Consider the following 16,709-nt stretch of genomic DNA (forward strand, 5'->3'; position numbering starts at 1 on the left):
ACGGCGCACTGGAACCGCGCCCGCACTTGCGCCATACACGCGGGACCTTTCCGGGGTGCAGCGAATGACGCATCTGTGGGACAGGGCCGAGCAGCTACCGAACAGGGAACGCGTGGGGCTGACACCCGAAGGTGCTGCGGCCCTCGCGAAGGCGGGGATCAAGGTCACCGTCGAGGACAGCTCGGTCAGGGCCATTCCGATCGACGGCTACAAAGCCGCGGGCTGCGCAATCGCGCCTGAGAACCTCTGGCCCCAGGCGCCGGAGGATGCCATCGTTTTCGGGCTCAAGGAACTGCCGGACGACGGCACACCCCTCACCCACCGCCACATCATGTTCGGCCATGCCTACAAGGGCCAGCCGGCGGGGCAGGTGCTGCTCAAGCGCTTCACGGCGGGCGGCGGCACGCTTTATGACCTCGAATATCTGGTCGACGACACGGGGCGGCGCGTCGCCGCCTTCGGCTACTGGGCGGACTTTGCGGGCGCCGCCATTTCGCTCAAGGCTTGGGCGGCGCAGAAAAAGGGCTTCCTGTGCGGAGCGGCCGCGCGCGCCTGCGCAAGGGCGCAGGCGCGGAGGAATGGGAAGACACGGGAAGACGGCAACCCTATACTCGCCGCCGATTGACGACTTCGGGGCCGATGGCGTGCCGCACAGCAAGATGATCGATGATCTTCTCGCGCGCATGAGCCTGCGCGAGAAGGTGGGGCAATTGAATTATCCCCATGCCGGAGGCTTGCCCACAACCGGGGCGGCCCAGGGGGCGGACACCAGGACGCTGATCCTGCGCGGCGAGCTATGCGGCACGTCGGCCGGCCATGATGCCGCGGCGCGGCGGGCGCTGCAGAAGCTCGCCGTGGAACAAGGGCCGCATGGCATTCCGCTGTTCTTCGCCAGGGACTGTTTGCAGCGCTATGTGACGGGGGCGCCCATTCCGCTTGCGCAATCCTGCTCGTGGGAGCCGGAGCTGCTGCGGCGCATCGCGCAAATGACGGCGGCGGAGGCACGCGCCGATGGGGTGAACCTGAACTGGGCGCCGATGCTGGATATCAGCCATGACGCGCGCTGGGGCCGCGTGGCCGAAGGCCATGGCGAGCTGCCCTATCTCTGTTCAAGATATGCCGAGGCCGTGGTGCAGGGCTATCAGGGGTCCGATGGCGATGTGGCCAAACCCTCCCGCATGATGGCGACGCTCAAGCACTTCGCGGGCTATGGCCTGGCGCTGGCGGGGCGTGACTATGCCGCGGTGGAGGCGAGCCCGGCGGCGCTGATGCGCATCATGGAACCCTTCCGCGCCGGCATCGCGGCGGGCGCGGGCGCGGTGATGGTGGCCTTCTCGGCCTTGAACGGCATGCCGGCGACGGCGCACCGCGTGCTGCTGCACCATGTTCTGCGCGAGCGCTTCGGCTTCGAGGGGCTCGTGGTGACGGACTTCACCGCGATCGACCCCGAACTCGTCAACCACGGGATTGCGGCCAATGCGCGCGAGGCGGCCTATCTCGCCTTCACGGCGGGGGTGACGGTGGACCTCGTGTCAGGGGCCTTCCTCAATCACCTCGAAGGGCTGGTGGCGGAGGGCCGCATCACGGAGGACGAGGTGACAGCGCGCTGCCGCCTGGTGCTGGAAGCCAAGGCGCGGCTGGGATTGTTCGAGGATCCCTATCTCGGCCTCGAAGAAGGCTCGCGCCGCGTGCGCAAGCCCGCCCATGTGGCGCTGGCGCGCGAGGCGGCGGTGAAGGGCCTGGTGCTGCTGAAAAACGATGGCGTGCTGCCGCTCGCCCGCGGCGGCAGACTCGCGGTGATCGGGCCGCTGGCGGACAACCGCATCGACATGCAGGGGACATGGGCCATCGACGTCGATCCGATGAGCAACGTGACGGTGCTGGACGGCCTGCGCCAAGGCGGCGGCAATACCCACGTGCTGCACGCCAAGGGTTGCAACATCGTCGAGGATGGCAATGTGGCGGCGCGGCTCAACATCCACAACCGGCAGATGCCCTCCGCGGTCATCGACGGCCGGCCACTGGCGGAGATGATCGCCGAGGCACGCGCCGTCGCTTCAGAGGCGGACGCCATCGTGCTGTGCCTCGGCGAAGCGAAGGAACATGCGGGCGAGAGTTCGACGCGGCTCGACATTGCGCTGCCGGGCGCGCAGCAGGCGCTATTCGACGCCATGCGCGCCACGGGCAAGCCGCTGGTGGCGATCGCCATCGCAGGCCGGCCCCTGGCGTTGACGGGCATAATGGCGGCGGATGCGTTAATCTGGACCGGGCACCCCGGCGCGGAAGGCGGGCACGCCATTGCCGACGTGATCTATGGCGGCAAGGCGCCCTCTGGGCGCCTCAGCATGGCCCTGCCGCGCCATGTGGGGCAATTGCCGCTGGCCACCGAGGAATTGCCAACAGGGCGGCCCAGGGATGCGATCGGCATCGATGTCGCGGGCGACCATGAGCTGGATGAAACGGGCCGCCACGCGTTCCGCAAGTTCACCACGGCCTGCATTCTCGAAGGGCCGGCAACGCCGCTGTTCCCCGCGGGCTTCGGCCTCACCTACACGCGCTTCGATTATGGCGCGGCCACCGCCAGCGCGCGCCTGCTGAAGGGCGGGCAGGCGGTGCTGGAGGTGAGCGTGCCGGTGACCAATGCGGGTGAGCGCGAAGGCACCGAGGTGGTGCAGCTTTGGCTGCGTGACCCCGTGGCCACGATCTCGCGGCCGGTGCGCGAGCTCCGGGGCTTCGTGCGCCTCACGCTCAAACCGGGTGACACAGCGGTTGCGCGCTTCCGCCTGACGGTGGCGGACCTCTGCTATGACCGCGGCGCCTCGCTCGAGAGCATGACGCGCAGCTGGGAGCCGGGCGAGTTCATCCTGATGCTCGGCCCCAATGCGCGCGACGTGCAGCCGCTGACGGTCACATGGGACGCCTGACCCTGCTCGATAAGGTGCAGATGGAGACGCTGCGCTATTTCACCGACTTCGCCCACCCGGAAAGCGGCATGGCGCGCGAACGCTTTGGCACGCCCGGCATGCTGGACACGGTGACGACGGGCGGCACCGGCTTCGGCATCATGGCGATGATGGCGGGCGTCAGGCGACATTTTCTCGGAGCTGAACACGCCGCGGCGCAGATCACCCGCATCTGCGAGTTCCTGCTGAGCGCGCCGCGCTACCGCGGCGCCTTCGCGCATTGGATGAACGGCAATAGCGGCGCCACCGTCTCCTTTTCGCCCCAGGACGATGGCGGCGACATTGTGGAGACGGCATTCCTGGTGATGGGGCTCATCACGGCGCGGCAATATCTGGGCGGGTCCGCGCCGCGCCTGACGCGGCTGATCGACGAGCTGTGGCGCGGCGTCGACTGGGCGGGCTATTGCCCGTCGCCCGGCGCCATGATGTGGCACTGGAGCCCGCGGCACGGCTTCGGCATGGGGCTTGAACTGCGCGGCTGGCATGAGGCGCTTGTCGCCTTCGTGCTGGGCGCGGGCTCGCCCACCCACTCCATCGACCCGCGCGCCTATTGGCTGGGCTGGAAGAACAGCCCCACTTACCGCAATGGGCAGAGCTATTACCGCATATACTTGCCGCTCGGACCGGCGATGGGGGGGCCGCTGTTCTTTTCCCACTATTCCTTCCTGGGCCTCGACCCGCGCGGGCTTGAGGATGACGGCCTTTCTTTCTTCGGCCAAAACCGGGCGCAGGTGCGTATCAACCGGGCGCATTGCATGGCCAACCCGCATGGTTTCGCGGGCTATGGCAAGGATTGCTGGGGCCTCACCTCCTGCGATGGGCCGCATGGCTACGAGGCCTTCGCGCCAGCGCACGACAAGGGTGTGATTGCGCCCACGGCCGCGCTCGCCTCCATGCCCTATCTGCCGCACGCCGCGCTGGCGGCGCTCAGCCATTTCAATCGCTATCAGGATGGCGCGCTGTGGGGCGATTATGGCTTCCGCGACGCCTTCTGCCCGCAGGAGGGCTGGGTCGCGGAGAGCCACCTCGCCATCAACCAGGGGCCGATCGTGGCGATGATCGAGAATCACCGCTCGGGATTGCTGTGGCAGCTGTTCATGTCCGCGCCCGAGGTGCGTGCGGGGCTAAGCCGGCTGGGCATCCGCTACCACGGCTGGCGCGCGGCCTGAAAAAGGCGGCACGGGAACGCCCGGCTCCGAGACGATGGCGACGCTGCGCTGGTAGAGCCCGTCAGATTCGCTTCCCATGCCATTGCCGATGCCAAGCAGGCCGGCATGGGCGAGCGGACCCCTCAGCAGGGCAACGATCTTGCCCTGGGCTTCCGGGTCGATCTGCGCCAGCGCATCGTCCATCACCAGCCAGTCCGGCTTCTGCAGCATGGCGCGGGCGAAGGCGATGGATTGGCGCTCGCTGGCATTCAGCGACTGGTCCCAGCGCCCGGAGACGGAGAGTCCCGCCACCAGATGACCGAGGCCCACCGCATCGAGCGCGGCGGCCACCTCGCCCGGCGCATAATCGCCGGGCGGATGCGGATAGCAAACCGCATCGATGAGCGGACCCGGCGGCACATAGGCTTCGGTGGGCATGTAAAGCGCGCGGCCCTGGGCCGGCATAACGATGCGGCCTTCGCCAATCGCCCACAGTCCCGCGATGGCGCGGAACAGCAGCGTCTTGCCGGAGCCCGAAAGGCCATGCAGCAGCAGGCGCTCGCCGGGGCCGGCCACCACCGGGTCTTCGGCGAGGCTGACGCAGAGATAGGGCGTCATCACGCGGAGGCCGGAGAAGGCTGCACTGTTGCCCTCCTCGCGCCGCGCGATGCGCGGGGCCCCGGTCACGGCGGCATTGTCAAGCGCGGCGAGCGCGTGGTGGAAGCTGGTGACGCGGCCGAGCGTTGCCCGCCAGTTGGCGATGGCGGGGACATTGTTGACATACCAGCGCAGCGCGCTCTGCACCTGGTTGAAGGCGCCGACGATGAGCATCAACTCGCCGATGGTCATGCTTCCGGCGAAATAGAAGGGCGATGCCGCCACGATGGGCGCCACCAGCGCGAACCAGCCGAAGCCCGCCGTCACCCAGGTGAGCCCCACCGTGGCGCGGATGGCGGCGCGGATGACATCCACCACATGGCCGAAGGTGGCGCCGATACGCTGCAACTCCGCGGCCTCGCCATGGTGGATGGCGATGTTGTCCCGCGATTCGTTCACCCGCACGAGTTCGAAGCGGAACGACGCCTCGCGCGCCGAGCGTTCGGCATTGAGACCGACCAGCCGGCGGCCCACCCGCCAGCTGAGCCACGAGGCGGCCCCCGCATAGAGCAGCGCGCACCACACCATGAAGCCATGGATCTCGTAGCTGTGACCGGCGACGGGAATGCTCACCGTGCCCGACTGCCCCCACAGGACGCCGATGAAGGAGACCAGCAGCAAGGTGGACTGGAACAGGCCGATGCCCAGTGCGGCGGTGAGGTCGGCCAGATTGTCTGCATCGATCTGCATGCGCTGGTCTGGGTTTTCGCCGATCGAACCGGAGCGGGCGATGGCGTCGGCACGGCCGGGCTTCATCCACTGGCCAAGCAGCGCGCCCAACAGGCCCCGGCGCAGCGTGAGCTTCAGCGTCTGGTCGAGCCAGAGCTGCCCGACATTGAGGGCGAGCAGCACCAGGGCCAGCCCGGCGAAGACGCGCAGCTGATGCAGAAAGCCCGCAAAGTCCTTGTGGGTGAGCGAGTCGTAGAACGGCTTGTTCCAGGCGTTGAGCAGGATCTGGTACCAGGCCGTGGCGGCAATCACCGCGACGAGCGCCGCCATCAGCAGCAGGATGCGCCCGCCGCAGCGGCTGGCGCGCAGCAGCGCAACCATCCCGCCGAGCTGTCCGCCAAGGCCCTGTCCGGTTGCCGGCTCGTTCATCGGCTGAGCTTATCTCCGGGCGCCGGCGCGCGAAAGAACCCGCTCAATACATCGACTTGATGTCGGCGAGCTCGCGCGCGAGGCCCGCTTCGTCATTGGCCTCGATGAGGCGGGTAATGGCGGACAGGCGCGGGCCGATGAGCGCGCCGGTGACGGTGAAGAACTCGTCCTCGTCGATCGCCCCGGTGGGCTTGCCGTCCGCCGCGAACATCAGCGCCACGCAGGCGATGGAGAACACCGCAACATTGGTCTCGGCCTTCGCAAAGAAGCGGTTCTTCTCCGAAACCGCGCCGATGCGGGCGACCGGGCCCTGCCCGGCCAGCGCGATCAGAATACGCGCCATCATCTCGTTGTCGGAGACGGCCTCGTCGAGGCGCGGGGCGAGGCTGCGGCGGGCGGCATCCACCCGGTGCTCGAGGATGAGCCAGGGGGGCGAGGAATAGCGCCCGGCGACGTGGATGGCGGCGCGGTAAAAGTAGGCGTTGAAGGTGGGGTTGTGGGTGAGGCGGTCGCTGCGGATGTCTTTCGCCACCGCATGCATCAGCCCGGGCGTGAAGGGCGATGGCAGTTTGCGCCAGGACGGCAGGAACAGCGCGATCGAGACATTGGCGCTCCAGTTCATCAGCGCGTCCACCATGCGGGCCCCCCGCGCCACGAAGCGGGAGAGGAAGGGCACGCGGTTGGGCTCACCCTTGCCGAACCGGTCCGCATTGGCGAGGTCGCGGATGTAATACTGGGCGGCGCGCAAGCCATCGCGCACCCCTGCGGCAGCGCAGGTGGCATGGGCGGCGAGCGGAACGGTTTCGGCGCGCGAAGCGGTGGTCATGGCCCCATTTGAGCCTCAGGGAGGCCCGTCCGTCAAGTTTTCCTATTTCTTCAGGGATGCGTTGCGGATGTCGGAGAGACTGCGGGCCGGGGTGATGGCCTCCGGGTCCAGAAGGCAGTGGATGATCGCCGGTGTCCCGCTGGTGCGGGCGCGGGCCAGCGCCGGGCCGAACTCGGCGGTGGTCCGCACGGTTTCGCCATGGCCGCCATAGGCGCGGGCCAGCGCCGCGAAGTCCGGGTTCTTCAGTTCGGTGGCCGAGATGCGGTTGGGGTATTCCCGCTCCTGGTGCATGCGGATGGTGCCGTACATGCCGTTGTCGACCACCACCACGATGACGGGGAGGCCATACTGCATGAGGGTGGCGAATTCCTGGCCGTTCATCATGAAGCAGCCATCGCCGGCGAAGGCGATGACCTCGCGCCCGGGCTTCAAAGACTTGGCGGCAACCGAGGCCGGCACGCCATAGCCCATGGTGCCGGAGGTGGGTGCGAGCTGCGAGGCGAAGGCGCGGAAGGGCCAGAAGCGGTGCACCCAGGTGGCATAATTGCCTGCGCCATTGCAGTAGACGGTGTCGGCCGGCATCACCTGTTTCAGGTGTTCCATGACCTCCGCCATCTGCAGGCTGCCGGCGGTCCTGACCTTCGAGGTGTCACTCCACGCCAGGTAATCGGCATGGGCGGCCTTCGGCGCACCGGCCCAGTTCACCGCATTGGGCTTCGGCAGTTCGGCGGCGGCGGCCGTGAAGGCATGGGGTGTGGCCAGAATGCCGAGCCCTGCGCGGTAAACCTTGTTCAGTTCCTCCGCACCCGGATGAACATGGACGAGCTTCAACCCATCGCCCGGAATGTCGAGCAGCGTGTAGCTCTGCGACGGCATCTCGGAGAGCCTGCCGCCGACGAGCAGCACAAGGTCGGCATCCTTCACGCGCTGCAGCAGCTTCGGGTTGGGGCCGATGCCGAGATCGCCTGCGAAGTTCGGATGATCCGCCGGAAACAGCATCTGGCGGCGGAAGGTGACGGCGACGGGGAGATCGAAAGCCTCGGCGAAGCGCACGAGATCCTTCACCCCCTGCTCGCTCCAGCCGGAGCCGCCGGCGAGCACAATGGGGCGCTCCGCTGCGAGCAGGCGGCGCCGCAGCGCCTCCATGTCGGCGGCGCCGGGCTTCATCACAACGGGCGCGCAGGGCGGCGCGTCGGCCACCTCCACCCGGTCGGCGAGCATGTCTTCCGGCAGTGCGATCACCACGGGGCCGGGGCGGCCTTGCGTTGCCACGTGGAAGGCGCGGCTGACGATTTCGGGAATGCGTTCGGCGCGGTCGATCTCCACCACCCATTTGGCCATGGAACCGAAGACCGCCTTGCAGTCGATCTCCTGGAAGGCCTCGCGCTCCTTCATGCCGCGCGCGACTTGCCCCACGAACATGATGAGCGGGGTCGAATCCTGCGCGGCCACGTGAACGCCACAGGAGGCATTGGTGGCGCCGGGTCCGCGGGTGACCATGACGATGCCGGGCCGGCCCGTCATCTTGCCCGCGGCTTCGGCCATGTAGGCGGCCCCGCCTTCCTGGCGGCAGACAATGGTCTTGATCGCGGCGTCATGCAACGCGTCGAGCACGGCCAAGTAGCTTTCTCCCGGCACGCAGAAGACATGGGACGTGCCGTGAAGTTTCAGCTGGTCGACGAGGATCTGGCCGCCGGTTCGCTTGATCATCGATTGGTTCTCAGCAGGCGGGCGCGGGTTTCGGAAACGGCATTGGCGTGGCCGTCGAAGCCCTCGTAGCGGGCGATGACTTCGGCGTGCCTGGCGAGCTCGGGATAGCCCTTGCCGGTCACATAGGCGACGGAGGTGCGCTTCATGAAATCATGCACGGTCAAGGGCGAGCCGGTCCTGGCCCAGCCGCTGGTGGGAAGCACATGGTTGACGCCGATCACGAAGTTGCCGAGGGTCGGCGGCGTGTGGCGGCCCAAGAGGATCTCGCCGGCATTCTCCAGGCGGCCCAGATACTGGAAGGGCTCGCCGGAATGAACGCCCAGATGCTCCGGCGCATACTCGTTGCAGAAGGCGATGGCCTCCGCCTCGTCGCGGGCCAGCACGATGCCGCCCATCGGGCCGCCCAACACGGCCGAGGAATAGGACACGCGCTGTTCGCCCATCTGCTGCCAGAAGTCGGGGATGGCCTGCATCGCGTCTTCCGCCACCTTGGCGTCCCACGTCACGAGGAAGGCGGAGGAGTCGGGCCCATGCTCCGACTCGATAATGAGATCGAGCGCGGCGAGGCGGCCATCGGCGGTTTCGTCCGCCAGCACGATCAACTCGCTGGGGCCGGCCGGCGTGCCGGTGTCGATGACATGCGAGACGAGGCGCTTGGCAGCGCCCACCCAGGGGCTTCCCGGCCCCACCACCTTCGAGCACCTGGGGATCGTGGCCGTGCCATAGGCCACAGCCGCGATGCCCTGCGCGCCACCGGCCTTGAACACCTTGGAGACACCCGCCATGCGCGCGGCGACCAGCGTCGCGTCATCGATCGAACCGTCCCGTCCCGGCGGGGTGATGATGCAAATCTCCTTCACACCCGCGACAGCCGCCGGGATCGCCTCCATCAGCACCGAGGACGGAAACGCCCCCTTGCCGCGCGGCACGTAGCAGGCGACCGAGGGAATGGCGGTAGTGCGGTCGCCCGCGAAGACGCCGGGGCGGATTTCGTGGAACCACATTTCCTCTGGCTTCTGGTCCTCGTGGAATTTGCGGATGGAGCCCGCCATGAAGCCGAGGGCTTCCTTCACTTTGGGGTCCAGCGTCTTCTCTGCGCGTGCGAAATCGGCCTCCGTGGCGGCCAGCGAACCGGCCTCGACCGGCGCCTTGTCGAACTGGCGGGCAAAGCGCGCCACCGCCTTGTCGCCCTCATGGCGCACGGCGTGGATGATGGGCTTCACCTTCTCCTCGAACTCGGAGAGATCGGCCTCGGCGCGCTTCAGCAGCTGGTCACGCGCGGTGCGCGTCATCTTCGACAGGTCGTGGAAGGAGATAGCCATGCGATTATCCGAATGTCTTCAGCCAGTGGCGGGCAATGTCGATGCGGCGCGGGATCCACACCTTGTCGTGGCTCAGCACGTAGTCGATGAATTTGGCGAGGCCCAGGGCGCGGCCCGGCCTGCCGGCAAGCCGGCAATGCAGGCCCACCGACATCATTTTGGGCGAACCGCGGCGGCCTTCTTCATAAAGGCAGTCGAAGCTGTCCTTGAGATACTGGAAGAAATGCTCGCCGGTGTTGAAGCCCTGCGGGGTGGCGAAGCGCATGTCGTTGGCGTCGAGCGTGTAGGGAATGATGAGGTGCCGGCCGCCATTCGCCTTGTTCAGGAAATACGGCAGGTCGTCCGCATAATCGTCGGAGGAATAGAGGAAGCCGCCCTCCTCCATCACGAGTTTCGTCGTGTTCATCGAGCAGCGGCCAGTGTACCAGCCGAGCGGGCGCTCGCCGGTCACGTCCCGGTGCAGGCGGATCGCCCCGGCGATCTGGCGGCGCTCCTCCTCCTCCGGCATATCCTTGTGCTCGACCCATTTGAGGCCGTGGCTGGCAATCTCCCAGCCCGCCTCCTTCATGGCCTGCACCTGATCCGGCGAGCGCGCCATGGCGGTGGCGACGCCATAAATGGTGAGCGGAAGCTTGCGTTCGGTGAACATGCGCCACAGCCGCCAGAAGCCGGCGCGGGCGCCATATTCATAGATCGACTCCATGTTCCAGTGGCGCTGGCCCACCCAGGGCTGGGCGCCGACGATCTCCGACAGGAAGGCCTCGGAGGCGGCATCGCCGTGGAGAATGTTGTTCTCGCCGCCCTCTTCGTAGTTGAGCACGAACTGCACGGCGACATGGGCGGCGCCTGGCCACTTCGGGTCCGGGATGGCCCGGCCATAGCCCTTCATGTCACGCGGGTAGGAAGTGGTCATGCCCTGGCCCTCAATAGGAGACTTTCTTGTAATAGCGCCGGGTGGTCAGCGGATGGTTGCGCTTCACCTCGAGATGCGCCGACAGGCGCTCAAGGATAGTGGCAAGGATGATGGGCGAGATCAACGCACGCGTTTCCGGCGAGATGCCGGGCATCTCGTAGCGTGCGGAGTCGAGCACCGTCACCTTGCCGGTGTACTGGCGGGCAAAGGCCTCCACCCGGCCGGCAAGCGGGCGATAGGCGTCCTCGCCCTTGAGGATGACAACGCTCACGTCCGTCCCGACCAGCTCCAGCGTGCCGTGGAAGAAGTCGGCGGCATGCACGGGCCTGGTCCTGATCCACTGCATCTCCTCGAGGATGCACATGCCGTAATACCAGGCTTCGGCCCAGCAGCCGCCGGCAGCCGTGATGATGTGCCAGGGCTCGCTGCGGAAGGCCTCCGCGATGCGGAGGGCTTCCGGCTCGAACGCCTGTTTTGCGGCGAGCAGGTGCTGCGGCAGCGCGGAGAGCTCCGCCACCGTGCGCTCATAATCCGCAAACTCGCCGCGGTGCGCCATCGCCGACAGCGCGATCAGCAGCGACTGGAGATAGAAGGACTCGGAGGACGTGCCGTCCTCCGCGAAGTTGACGAAGGCGTGATCGGCCTTCCGCCCGAGCGGGGTGTCTGCGTGGCCCACCAGCGTCAGTATGGTGGCGCCCCGGTCCTTGCAATAGTCGAGGGCGGCCACCGATTCCTTCGTTGTGCCCGACAGCGACGGGATGACGATAATCGAGTCCTTGCCCAGCGCCTGGTGGCCGCCGGCGACGAGCTCCGCCGCAATGTCCATAAAGGCTGGGAAACCGGAGCGGCGCTGCAGCAACAGGGCCGCAGGCTGCATGAGGATGGCGGCGCCGCCAGTGCCGAGGAAAAAGATATTCTTGGCGCCCTTCGCCATGCACTGCCCGATGGCGGCATGGATGGGGCCAGCCAGCGCCACGGCGCTGGCCTCGATGTTCAGGAAGCGCTCGCGGTCGAAATTCAGCATCAGGTCACCACGGGATAGACTTCGAGGAGGCCGCGCCAGATCATGTGCAGCGCGACATAAAGGATGATCGCGAGACCGGCATAGGCGATCCAGCGATAGCGGTTGAGCAGCTTCGCTATGAAGGAGGCGGCAAGCCCCATCAACGCGATGGACAGAGCGAGGCCGATCACCAGCACGCCCGGGTGCTCGCGCGCGGCGCCGGCGACGGCCAGCACATTGTCGAGCGACATGGAGACATCCGCCACGATGATCTGCCAGGCGGCCTGGGCGAAACTCTTGCCGGTGGGCGCGCTGCCGATGGTCCGGTCGGCGTTCAGGTCTTCGCCGGTCACGTTCTCGACGCCCTCTTCCTCCGCCCTGCCGTTGCGCAATTCGCGCCACATCTTCCAGCACACCCAGAGGAGGAGGATGCCGCCGATCAGGATCAGCCCCAGAAGCTGCATCAGCTGCGTCGCAATGGCGGCGAACAGGATGCGCAGCGCAGTGGCCGCGAGGATGCCGACGAGGATGGCCTTGTTGCGCTGGTCCTTCGGTAGGCCCGCGGCCGCAAGGCCGATCACCACCGCGTTGTCGCCCGCCAGCACGAGGTCGATCACGATGACCTGGCCCAGCGTCCACAGCGCTTCGGGCGACAACAATGACTGCACGAATTCCGGCATCGCGAACTCCTCGCGGCTATCAGCACCAACGGGCCGGACAGCGCAAGGGTTTCCTGCGATATAGGGCCATGCCCTCAGGTGATGCGCTGGATCGAGGCCGCAATCTCCTCAGGCTCGAAAACCCGTTTCCAGCCGTCCTTCATCAGCATCGGCTTGCCGAAGGCGATGGCCTTGTTGCAGGCATCCGAGAACACGCCCGGCTGCTCCTTGAAGATCACCGCGGCCAGGATATTCATGTGACCCAGGAGGAAGTCGCGCGCCGCCTCCGCCGGAACGCCACGCGCCACCACCTCATCCATCGCTTCGCGCATCACGTCGAGGAGCGAGGCGACGACGGTTTCGGACAGGCCCGGTTCCAGCAGCGCCATCTGCTCCACCGTGACGCGGTGCGAACGCATGACGGGGGCCCAGATGGCGCGCGCCACCTCCTCGCCCAGCGCATAGTGCTCCTCCGGCCCCTGCATGAGGGCGGAGACGATGTGCTGCTTGGCCGCGACGCCACCGAAACGGTCGAGCTTCGCCTCCATCACCGTCTCGTCGTTGAAGATCGGCGGGTGGCAGGGGTGGGTGACGAAATAGGTGAGGTCCGGTCGCTCCGGCAAATGCCCGGCGAAGGGGGCCGCGGCATCCAGCACCACGACCATGGCGCCGGGCCTCAGCAGGTGATTGATGGCCTGCGCGACCTTGCCGATGTGGGTGTCCGGCACAGCGAGGATCGCCACCTGCGCATCGGCCAGAGCCACCTCTGGCGAGACGCACTGGACGCCGAAATCCTGCGCCAGCCGCGCCCTGCCCTGCTCGCTCACCTCGACATGGCGGACGGTAAAGGGCGAATCCTTGAGATTTCGCGAGAGACGGTGACCCATCTTGCCGCCAGCCCCGAAGAGTGCGATTGACGTCATGCGGAAACCTCGGATAGCGTTTATGTCTGCTTACATGCTACTGGTATGATAAGTCAATCAGTGTGACCCGGGGCCAACCGGGCCGTTTGGGAGGATGACCCCGATGGGGCTCAAGGAACTCGCGCGCGCGCCGGGGCCGAAGATCGGCAATTTCATCGTCGAGTTCGCGACACCGGGCATCGGCCACATTCTCAAGGCCGCGGGGCTGGATTTCGCCTTCTTCGACATGGAGCATTCGGGCTTCTCCTTCGAGACGCTGAAGAGTGCTGTCCGCTATTTCGAGGCGGCCCGGGTGCCGCTCGTCGTGCGCGTGCCCGCCCAGGAAAATGACATGCTGGCCCGGGCCTGCGACATGGGGGCGGAGGGGCTGATCGCACCGATGATCTCCACCGCCGCGCAGGCGCAGGCGATGGTCGACTCGGTGAAGTATTTTCCTGACGGAAAGCGCGGCGTGGGCCTGCAGATGGCGCATGACAATTATCGCGCCGCCCCAGTGGCGGACGCGCTGAAGGCCGCCAATGACCGCACCGCCGTGATCTGCCTGATCGAGACGGCGGAAGGAGCGGAGAATGCCGATGCCATTGCCAGCGTGAACGGTGTCGACGGGCTGTGGGTCGGCCACTTCGACCTCTCGGTCTCGCTCGGCATTCCCGGCGAGTTCAATCACCCCAAATTCACCGCCGCCATTGACCGCACCATCAAGGCCGCGAAGAAGCACGGCAAGTTCCTCGGCCGGCTGGTGCCGAGTGCGGACGCCGGCATCGCCGTCTACAAGGACGGCTTCGACTTCATCTGCTACTCGGGCGACATCTGGGTGCTGCGCGATGGGCTCGCGGCCGCCGCAAGGGCGATCCGCGAAGGAGCGAAGTGATGGGCCCGTTCCGCGTCGCACTCTCCGGAGATTTCAGAAAGGCGGACGGATCGCCCACCTTCCCCGACTTCGACCTCGCCCCGCTGCGCGAGGCGAAGAACGTCGAGATGATATTCCTCGACAATGCCTCGCCGATCGGCGGCGGGCAGCTTGAGGACTTCGACGCGCTGATCCTGCTCGCCCACCGCTTCGACGCGGCGAGCGTGCCCGAGTCCGGCCGCCTCGCGGTCGTGGCGCGCTTCGGGGTGGGTTATGACACGGTGGACGTGCCGGCCTGCACGGCGAACGACATCGCTCTCGTCATCACGCCTGACGGCGTCAGGCGCCCGGTGGCCGTCTCCATCATCACCTTCATCCTGGCGCTCACCGGCAAGCTGATGGTGAAGGACAGGCTTGCCCGCTCCGGGCCGCCGGGTTTCGCGGCGCGCGGCGCACACATGGGCGTCGGCCTCGTCGGCAAGGTGCTGGGCTCGCTGGGAGTGGGCAATATCGGCGCGGAAATGTTCCGGCTCGCCCGGCCCTTCGACATGAATTTCATCGCGCATGACCCCTTCGCGGACAAAAGGGTCGCCGCCGAACTCGGCATCGAGCTCGTGCCGCTCGAGGAGCTGTTCGCGCGCTCCGACATTCTCTGCGTCAACTGCCCGCTCACCCCCGAGACGCACCACATCGTCAATGCCGGGCGCCTCGCGCTGATGAAGCCCACGGCTTACCTCATCAACACCGCGCGCGGGCCAATCGTCGACCAGAAGGCGCTGACCAAGGTGCTGCAGGAGAACAGGATCGCCGGCGCCGGGCTCGACGTGTTCGAGCAGGAGCCGACGGATCCCGGCGACCCGCTGCTCAAACTCGACAACATCATCGCCGCGCCCCACGCCCTGTGCTGGACCGACCAGTGCTTCGCAGGGAACGGCGCAGCAGACATCAAGGCCGTGCTCGACGTGATGAAAGGCCAGCAGCCGCGCGGCGTGGTCAACCGGGACGTTCTGGAACGGCAGGGATTCAAGGCCAAGCTTGAAGGCTTTGCGAAGCGCTTCGGCTGAACAGGAATTCCCCGGGAAGCGGGGAAACGAATGGCTGCTCACCGCCGCCGTTCAACAATGGGAGGACGAATAATGGTTACAAGACGTGACGTGGGCAAGATCGGCTTGGCAGCCGGGCTTGCCGGCTCGACGAGCTTCGCAGCCCGTCAGGCCGCGGCAGCAGACGCGGCGCAGACCGCCGTGGACGCCGCCAAGCAATTCAGCGGCCAGACGATCTCCATCGTCTGGGAGGCGGGGCTCCAGGCCCTCGACCCGCTCAACTTCTCCGGCCCGAAGTGGAAGGAACTCACCGGCATCGACGTCAAGGTGGTCGAGGTCTCGACCGCCGAGATGTTCACCAAGATCATGCAGGATTACAAGTCGGGTGCCGGGGCCTATGACGCGCTGAACGTCATCCCGTCCTGGATGCCCGACCTCGTCAACGCCGGCGCCCTCGAAGACCTCGACCCCTATGTCGATAAGTACGGCTATCGCGAGGAACTGCAGAAGATCGCCTCGACCTACCGTGACAACCAGATGATGGTGAACGGCAAGATCTATGGCTTCCCCGACGACGGCGACGTGTTCGTGATGTATTTCCGCAAGGACATCTTCGCCGATCCGGCGGTGCAGGCCGCCTTCAAGGAAAAAACCGGCAAGGACCTGGCCGTGCCCGCCACCTGGGCCGATTTCGATGTCACCGGCGCGGCGCTCACCGAAATCCTGAAAGACAAGAACATGTATGGCGCCGGTTTCTTCCGCCAGCCGCCCTATACCATGTTCATGTTCCAGGAGCGCTTCCGCAACGAGGGCGGAAAATTCTTCGATGCCGACTCGATGAAGGCGACGATCAACTCCGACGTGGGCGTGAAGGTCTTGACCGACATGCGCGAGGAAAACAAGTGGATGCCGCCCGGCGTCGAGCAATGGGGCTTCGTCGAGAACCTCGCCGCCTTCCTGCAGGGCCAGACCGCGATGACCATCTCGTGGCCGCCCTATGGCCGCTGGGCCGCCGGATACGGCACCGACCAGGAAGTGCTGAGCTGGGTTCCGAAGTCGACGATCGCCGGCAAGGTGGGTTACGCCATGCCGCCGGGCGGACATCCGGAACTGGCCGCGGGCTTCTGTCTCTCCGTGGCGTCAACCTCGAAGAACAAGGAAGCGGCCTACCTGTTCATCCAGTGGCTGAACAGCGAAGCGACCTCGCTGCAGCGCGTGCAGCTGCCCTACGCCCTGCGTGACCCGTTCCGCGACTCGCACTTCACCTCGGCCGAATATCTTGCCAAGTGGCCGGACGCGAAGCACTACCTCGCGGCCCTCCAGGCTGGTGCAACGAACGGCTTGCTCGACCTCTCGGTGCTGCAGACCGACAAGTACGAGGAAGTGCTGCGCCAGATGATCTCCAAGCTGTGGGCAGGCGAAGACCCGAAGGCGATTGCCGACGCGGCCGCCGCCGAGTGGGACGCCATCACCGACAAGATCGGCGTCGACAAGCAGAAGGAAGTCTACAGCAGCTGGGCGTCCAAGTCCGGCGCCTATCCGAAGATGTAACGTCGCTGAGGCCTGCAACCGCTTCTCCCGTGTTTGGCGCGGG

14 protein-coding genes are annotated in these 16,709 nt (G+C 66.6%); 6 read left to right on the top strand and 8 right to left on the bottom strand.

Features of this window, described 5'->3' with window-relative positions:
* Positions 1–64: 64 nt before the first annotated feature.
* The 3 genes from IOC82_RS14475 to IOC82_RS14485 are packed head-to-tail and all read left to right on the top strand — an operon-like array spanning position 65 to position 4,132.
* The gene (locus IOC82_RS14475) at positions 65–625 is read left to right on the top strand and encodes a hypothetical protein (protein ID WP_290546913.1); all 561 of its coding nucleotides are present in this window, start codon (positions 65–67) and stop codon (positions 623–625) included.
* Positions 579–2,924, top strand: coding sequence for a glycoside hydrolase family 3 N-terminal domain-containing protein (locus IOC82_RS14480; protein ID WP_290546914.1), 2,346 nt, complete (start codon positions 579–581; stop codon positions 2,922–2,924). Before IOC82_RS14475 ends, IOC82_RS14480 begins: the two co-directional genes overlap by 47 nt.
* The gene (locus IOC82_RS14485; RefSeq protein ID WP_290546915.1) at positions 2,912–4,132 is read left to right on the top strand and encodes a glucoamylase family protein; all 1,221 of its coding nucleotides are present in this window, start codon (positions 2,912–2,914) and stop codon (positions 4,130–4,132) included. Before IOC82_RS14480 ends, IOC82_RS14485 begins: the two co-directional genes overlap by 13 nt.
* Here the strand turns inward: IOC82_RS14485 and IOC82_RS14490 are convergent.
* The 8 genes from IOC82_RS14490 to IOC82_RS14525 form a co-directional block, all read right to left on the bottom strand.
* Complete coding sequence (locus IOC82_RS14490; RefSeq protein ID WP_290546916.1) at positions 4,088–5,866, bottom strand: ABC transporter ATP-binding protein/permease; 1,779 nt, start codon at positions 5,864–5,866, stop codon at positions 4,088–4,090. The genes IOC82_RS14485 and IOC82_RS14490 overlap by 45 nt on opposite strands.
* A gap of 43 nt (positions 5,867–5,909) precedes the next feature.
* On the bottom strand, positions 5,910–6,692 hold the full coding sequence (locus tag IOC82_RS14495; RefSeq protein WP_290546917.1) for a hypothetical protein: 783 nt from the start codon (positions 6,690–6,692) through the stop codon (positions 5,910–5,912).
* A gap of 42 nt (positions 6,693–6,734) precedes the next feature.
* Positions 6,735–8,402: a thiamine pyrophosphate-binding protein gene (locus IOC82_RS14500; protein ID WP_290546918.1), complete on the bottom strand. Its 1,668-nt coding sequence runs from the start codon at positions 8,400–8,402 to the stop codon at positions 6,735–6,737.
* On the bottom strand, positions 8,399–9,724 hold the full coding sequence (gene hisD, locus IOC82_RS14505; RefSeq protein ID WP_290546919.1) for a histidinol dehydrogenase: 1,326 nt from the start codon (positions 9,722–9,724) through the stop codon (positions 8,399–8,401). Before hisD ends, IOC82_RS14500 begins: the two co-directional genes overlap by 4 nt.
* A 4-nt stretch (positions 9,725–9,728) precedes the next feature.
* Positions 9,729–10,637, bottom strand: a complete 909-nt coding sequence (gene puuE, locus IOC82_RS14510) for an allantoinase PuuE (protein WP_290546920.1) — start codon at positions 10,635–10,637, stop codon at positions 9,729–9,731.
* Between the two features lie 10 nt (positions 10,638–10,647).
* Entirely contained in the window at positions 10,648–11,661 is a 1,014-nt protein-coding gene (locus IOC82_RS14515; protein WP_290546921.1) for an SIS domain-containing protein, read from the bottom strand.
* Positions 11,661–12,320 carry a TerC family protein gene (locus IOC82_RS14520; RefSeq protein WP_290546922.1) on the bottom strand — a complete coding sequence of 220 codons (660 nt, stop codon included), beginning with the start codon at positions 12,318–12,320 and terminating at the stop codon, positions 11,661–11,663. Before IOC82_RS14520 ends, IOC82_RS14515 begins: the two co-directional genes overlap by 1 nt.
* A 74-nt stretch (positions 12,321–12,394) precedes the next feature.
* Positions 12,395–13,222: a phosphogluconate dehydrogenase C-terminal domain-containing protein gene (locus IOC82_RS14525; protein ID WP_290546923.1), complete on the bottom strand. Its 828-nt coding sequence runs from the start codon at positions 13,220–13,222 to the stop codon at positions 12,395–12,397.
* Positions 13,223–13,325: 103 nt separating this feature from the next.
* On the opposite strand from IOC82_RS14525, the gene IOC82_RS14530 reads away from it, so the two are divergent.
* The 3 genes from IOC82_RS14530 (at position 13,326) to IOC82_RS14540 (ending at position 16,666) form a co-directional block, all read left to right on the top strand.
* Complete coding sequence (locus IOC82_RS14530; protein ID WP_290546924.1) at positions 13,326–14,093, top strand: aldolase/citrate lyase family protein; 768 nt, start codon at positions 13,326–13,328, stop codon at positions 14,091–14,093.
* Entirely contained in the window at positions 14,093–15,136 is a 1,044-nt protein-coding gene (locus IOC82_RS14535; RefSeq protein WP_290546925.1) for an NAD(P)-dependent oxidoreductase, read from the top strand. Before IOC82_RS14530 ends, IOC82_RS14535 begins: the two co-directional genes overlap by 1 nt.
* Positions 15,137–15,208: 72 nt before the next feature.
* Complete coding sequence (locus tag IOC82_RS14540) at positions 15,209–16,666, top strand: sugar ABC transporter substrate-binding protein (protein ID WP_290546926.1); 1,458 nt, start codon at positions 15,209–15,211, stop codon at positions 16,664–16,666.
* Positions 16,667–16,709 lie beyond the last annotated feature (43 nt).

The organism is Aestuariivirga sp., assembly GCF_020252395.1.
In the GTDB taxonomy this organism is placed as follows: Bacteria; Pseudomonadota; Alphaproteobacteria; order Rhizobiales; family Aestuariivirgaceae; genus Aestuariivirga.

Excerpts from the sequence above, each read along its gene's own strand:
- IOC82_RS14475 (WP_290546913.1), top strand. The coding sequence starts at position 65 with ATGACGCATCTGTGGGACAGGGCCGAGCAGCTACCGAACAGGGAACGC.
- IOC82_RS14480 (WP_290546914.1), top strand. The coding sequence starts at position 579 with ATGGGAAGACACGGGAAGACGGCAACCCTATACTCGCCGCCGATTGAC.
- IOC82_RS14485 (WP_290546915.1), top strand. The coding sequence starts at position 2,912 with ATGGGACGCCTGACCCTGCTCGATAAGGTGCAGATGGAGACGCTGCGC.
- IOC82_RS14490 (WP_290546916.1), bottom strand. The coding sequence starts at position 5,866 with ATGAACGAGCCGGCAACCGGACAGGGCCTTGGCGGACAGCTCGGCGGG.
- IOC82_RS14495 (WP_290546917.1), bottom strand. The coding sequence starts at position 6,692 with ATGACCACCGCTTCGCGCGCCGAAACCGTTCCGCTCGCCGCCCATGCC.
- IOC82_RS14500 (WP_290546918.1), bottom strand. The coding sequence starts at position 8,402 with ATGATCAAGCGAACCGGCGGCCAGATCCTCGTCGACCAGCTGAAACTT.
- hisD (WP_290546919.1), bottom strand. The coding sequence starts at position 9,724 with ATGGCTATCTCCTTCCACGACCTGTCGAAGATGACGCGCACCGCGCGT.
- puuE (WP_290546920.1), bottom strand. The coding sequence starts at position 10,637 with ATGACCACTTCCTACCCGCGTGACATGAAGGGCTATGGCCGGGCCATC.
- IOC82_RS14515 (WP_290546921.1), bottom strand. The coding sequence starts at position 11,661 with ATGCTGAATTTCGACCGCGAGCGCTTCCTGAACATCGAGGCCAGCGCC.
- IOC82_RS14520 (WP_290546922.1), bottom strand. The coding sequence starts at position 12,320 with ATGCCGGAATTCGTGCAGTCATTGTTGTCGCCCGAAGCGCTGTGGACG.
- IOC82_RS14525 (WP_290546923.1), bottom strand. The coding sequence starts at position 13,222 with ATGACGTCAATCGCACTCTTCGGGGCTGGCGGCAAGATGGGTCACCGT.
- IOC82_RS14530 (WP_290546924.1), top strand. The coding sequence starts at position 13,326 with ATGGGGCTCAAGGAACTCGCGCGCGCGCCGGGGCCGAAGATCGGCAAT.
- IOC82_RS14535 (WP_290546925.1), top strand. The coding sequence starts at position 14,093 with ATGGGCCCGTTCCGCGTCGCACTCTCCGGAGATTTCAGAAAGGCGGAC.
- IOC82_RS14540 (WP_290546926.1), top strand. The coding sequence starts at position 15,209 with ATGGTTACAAGACGTGACGTGGGCAAGATCGGCTTGGCAGCCGGGCTT.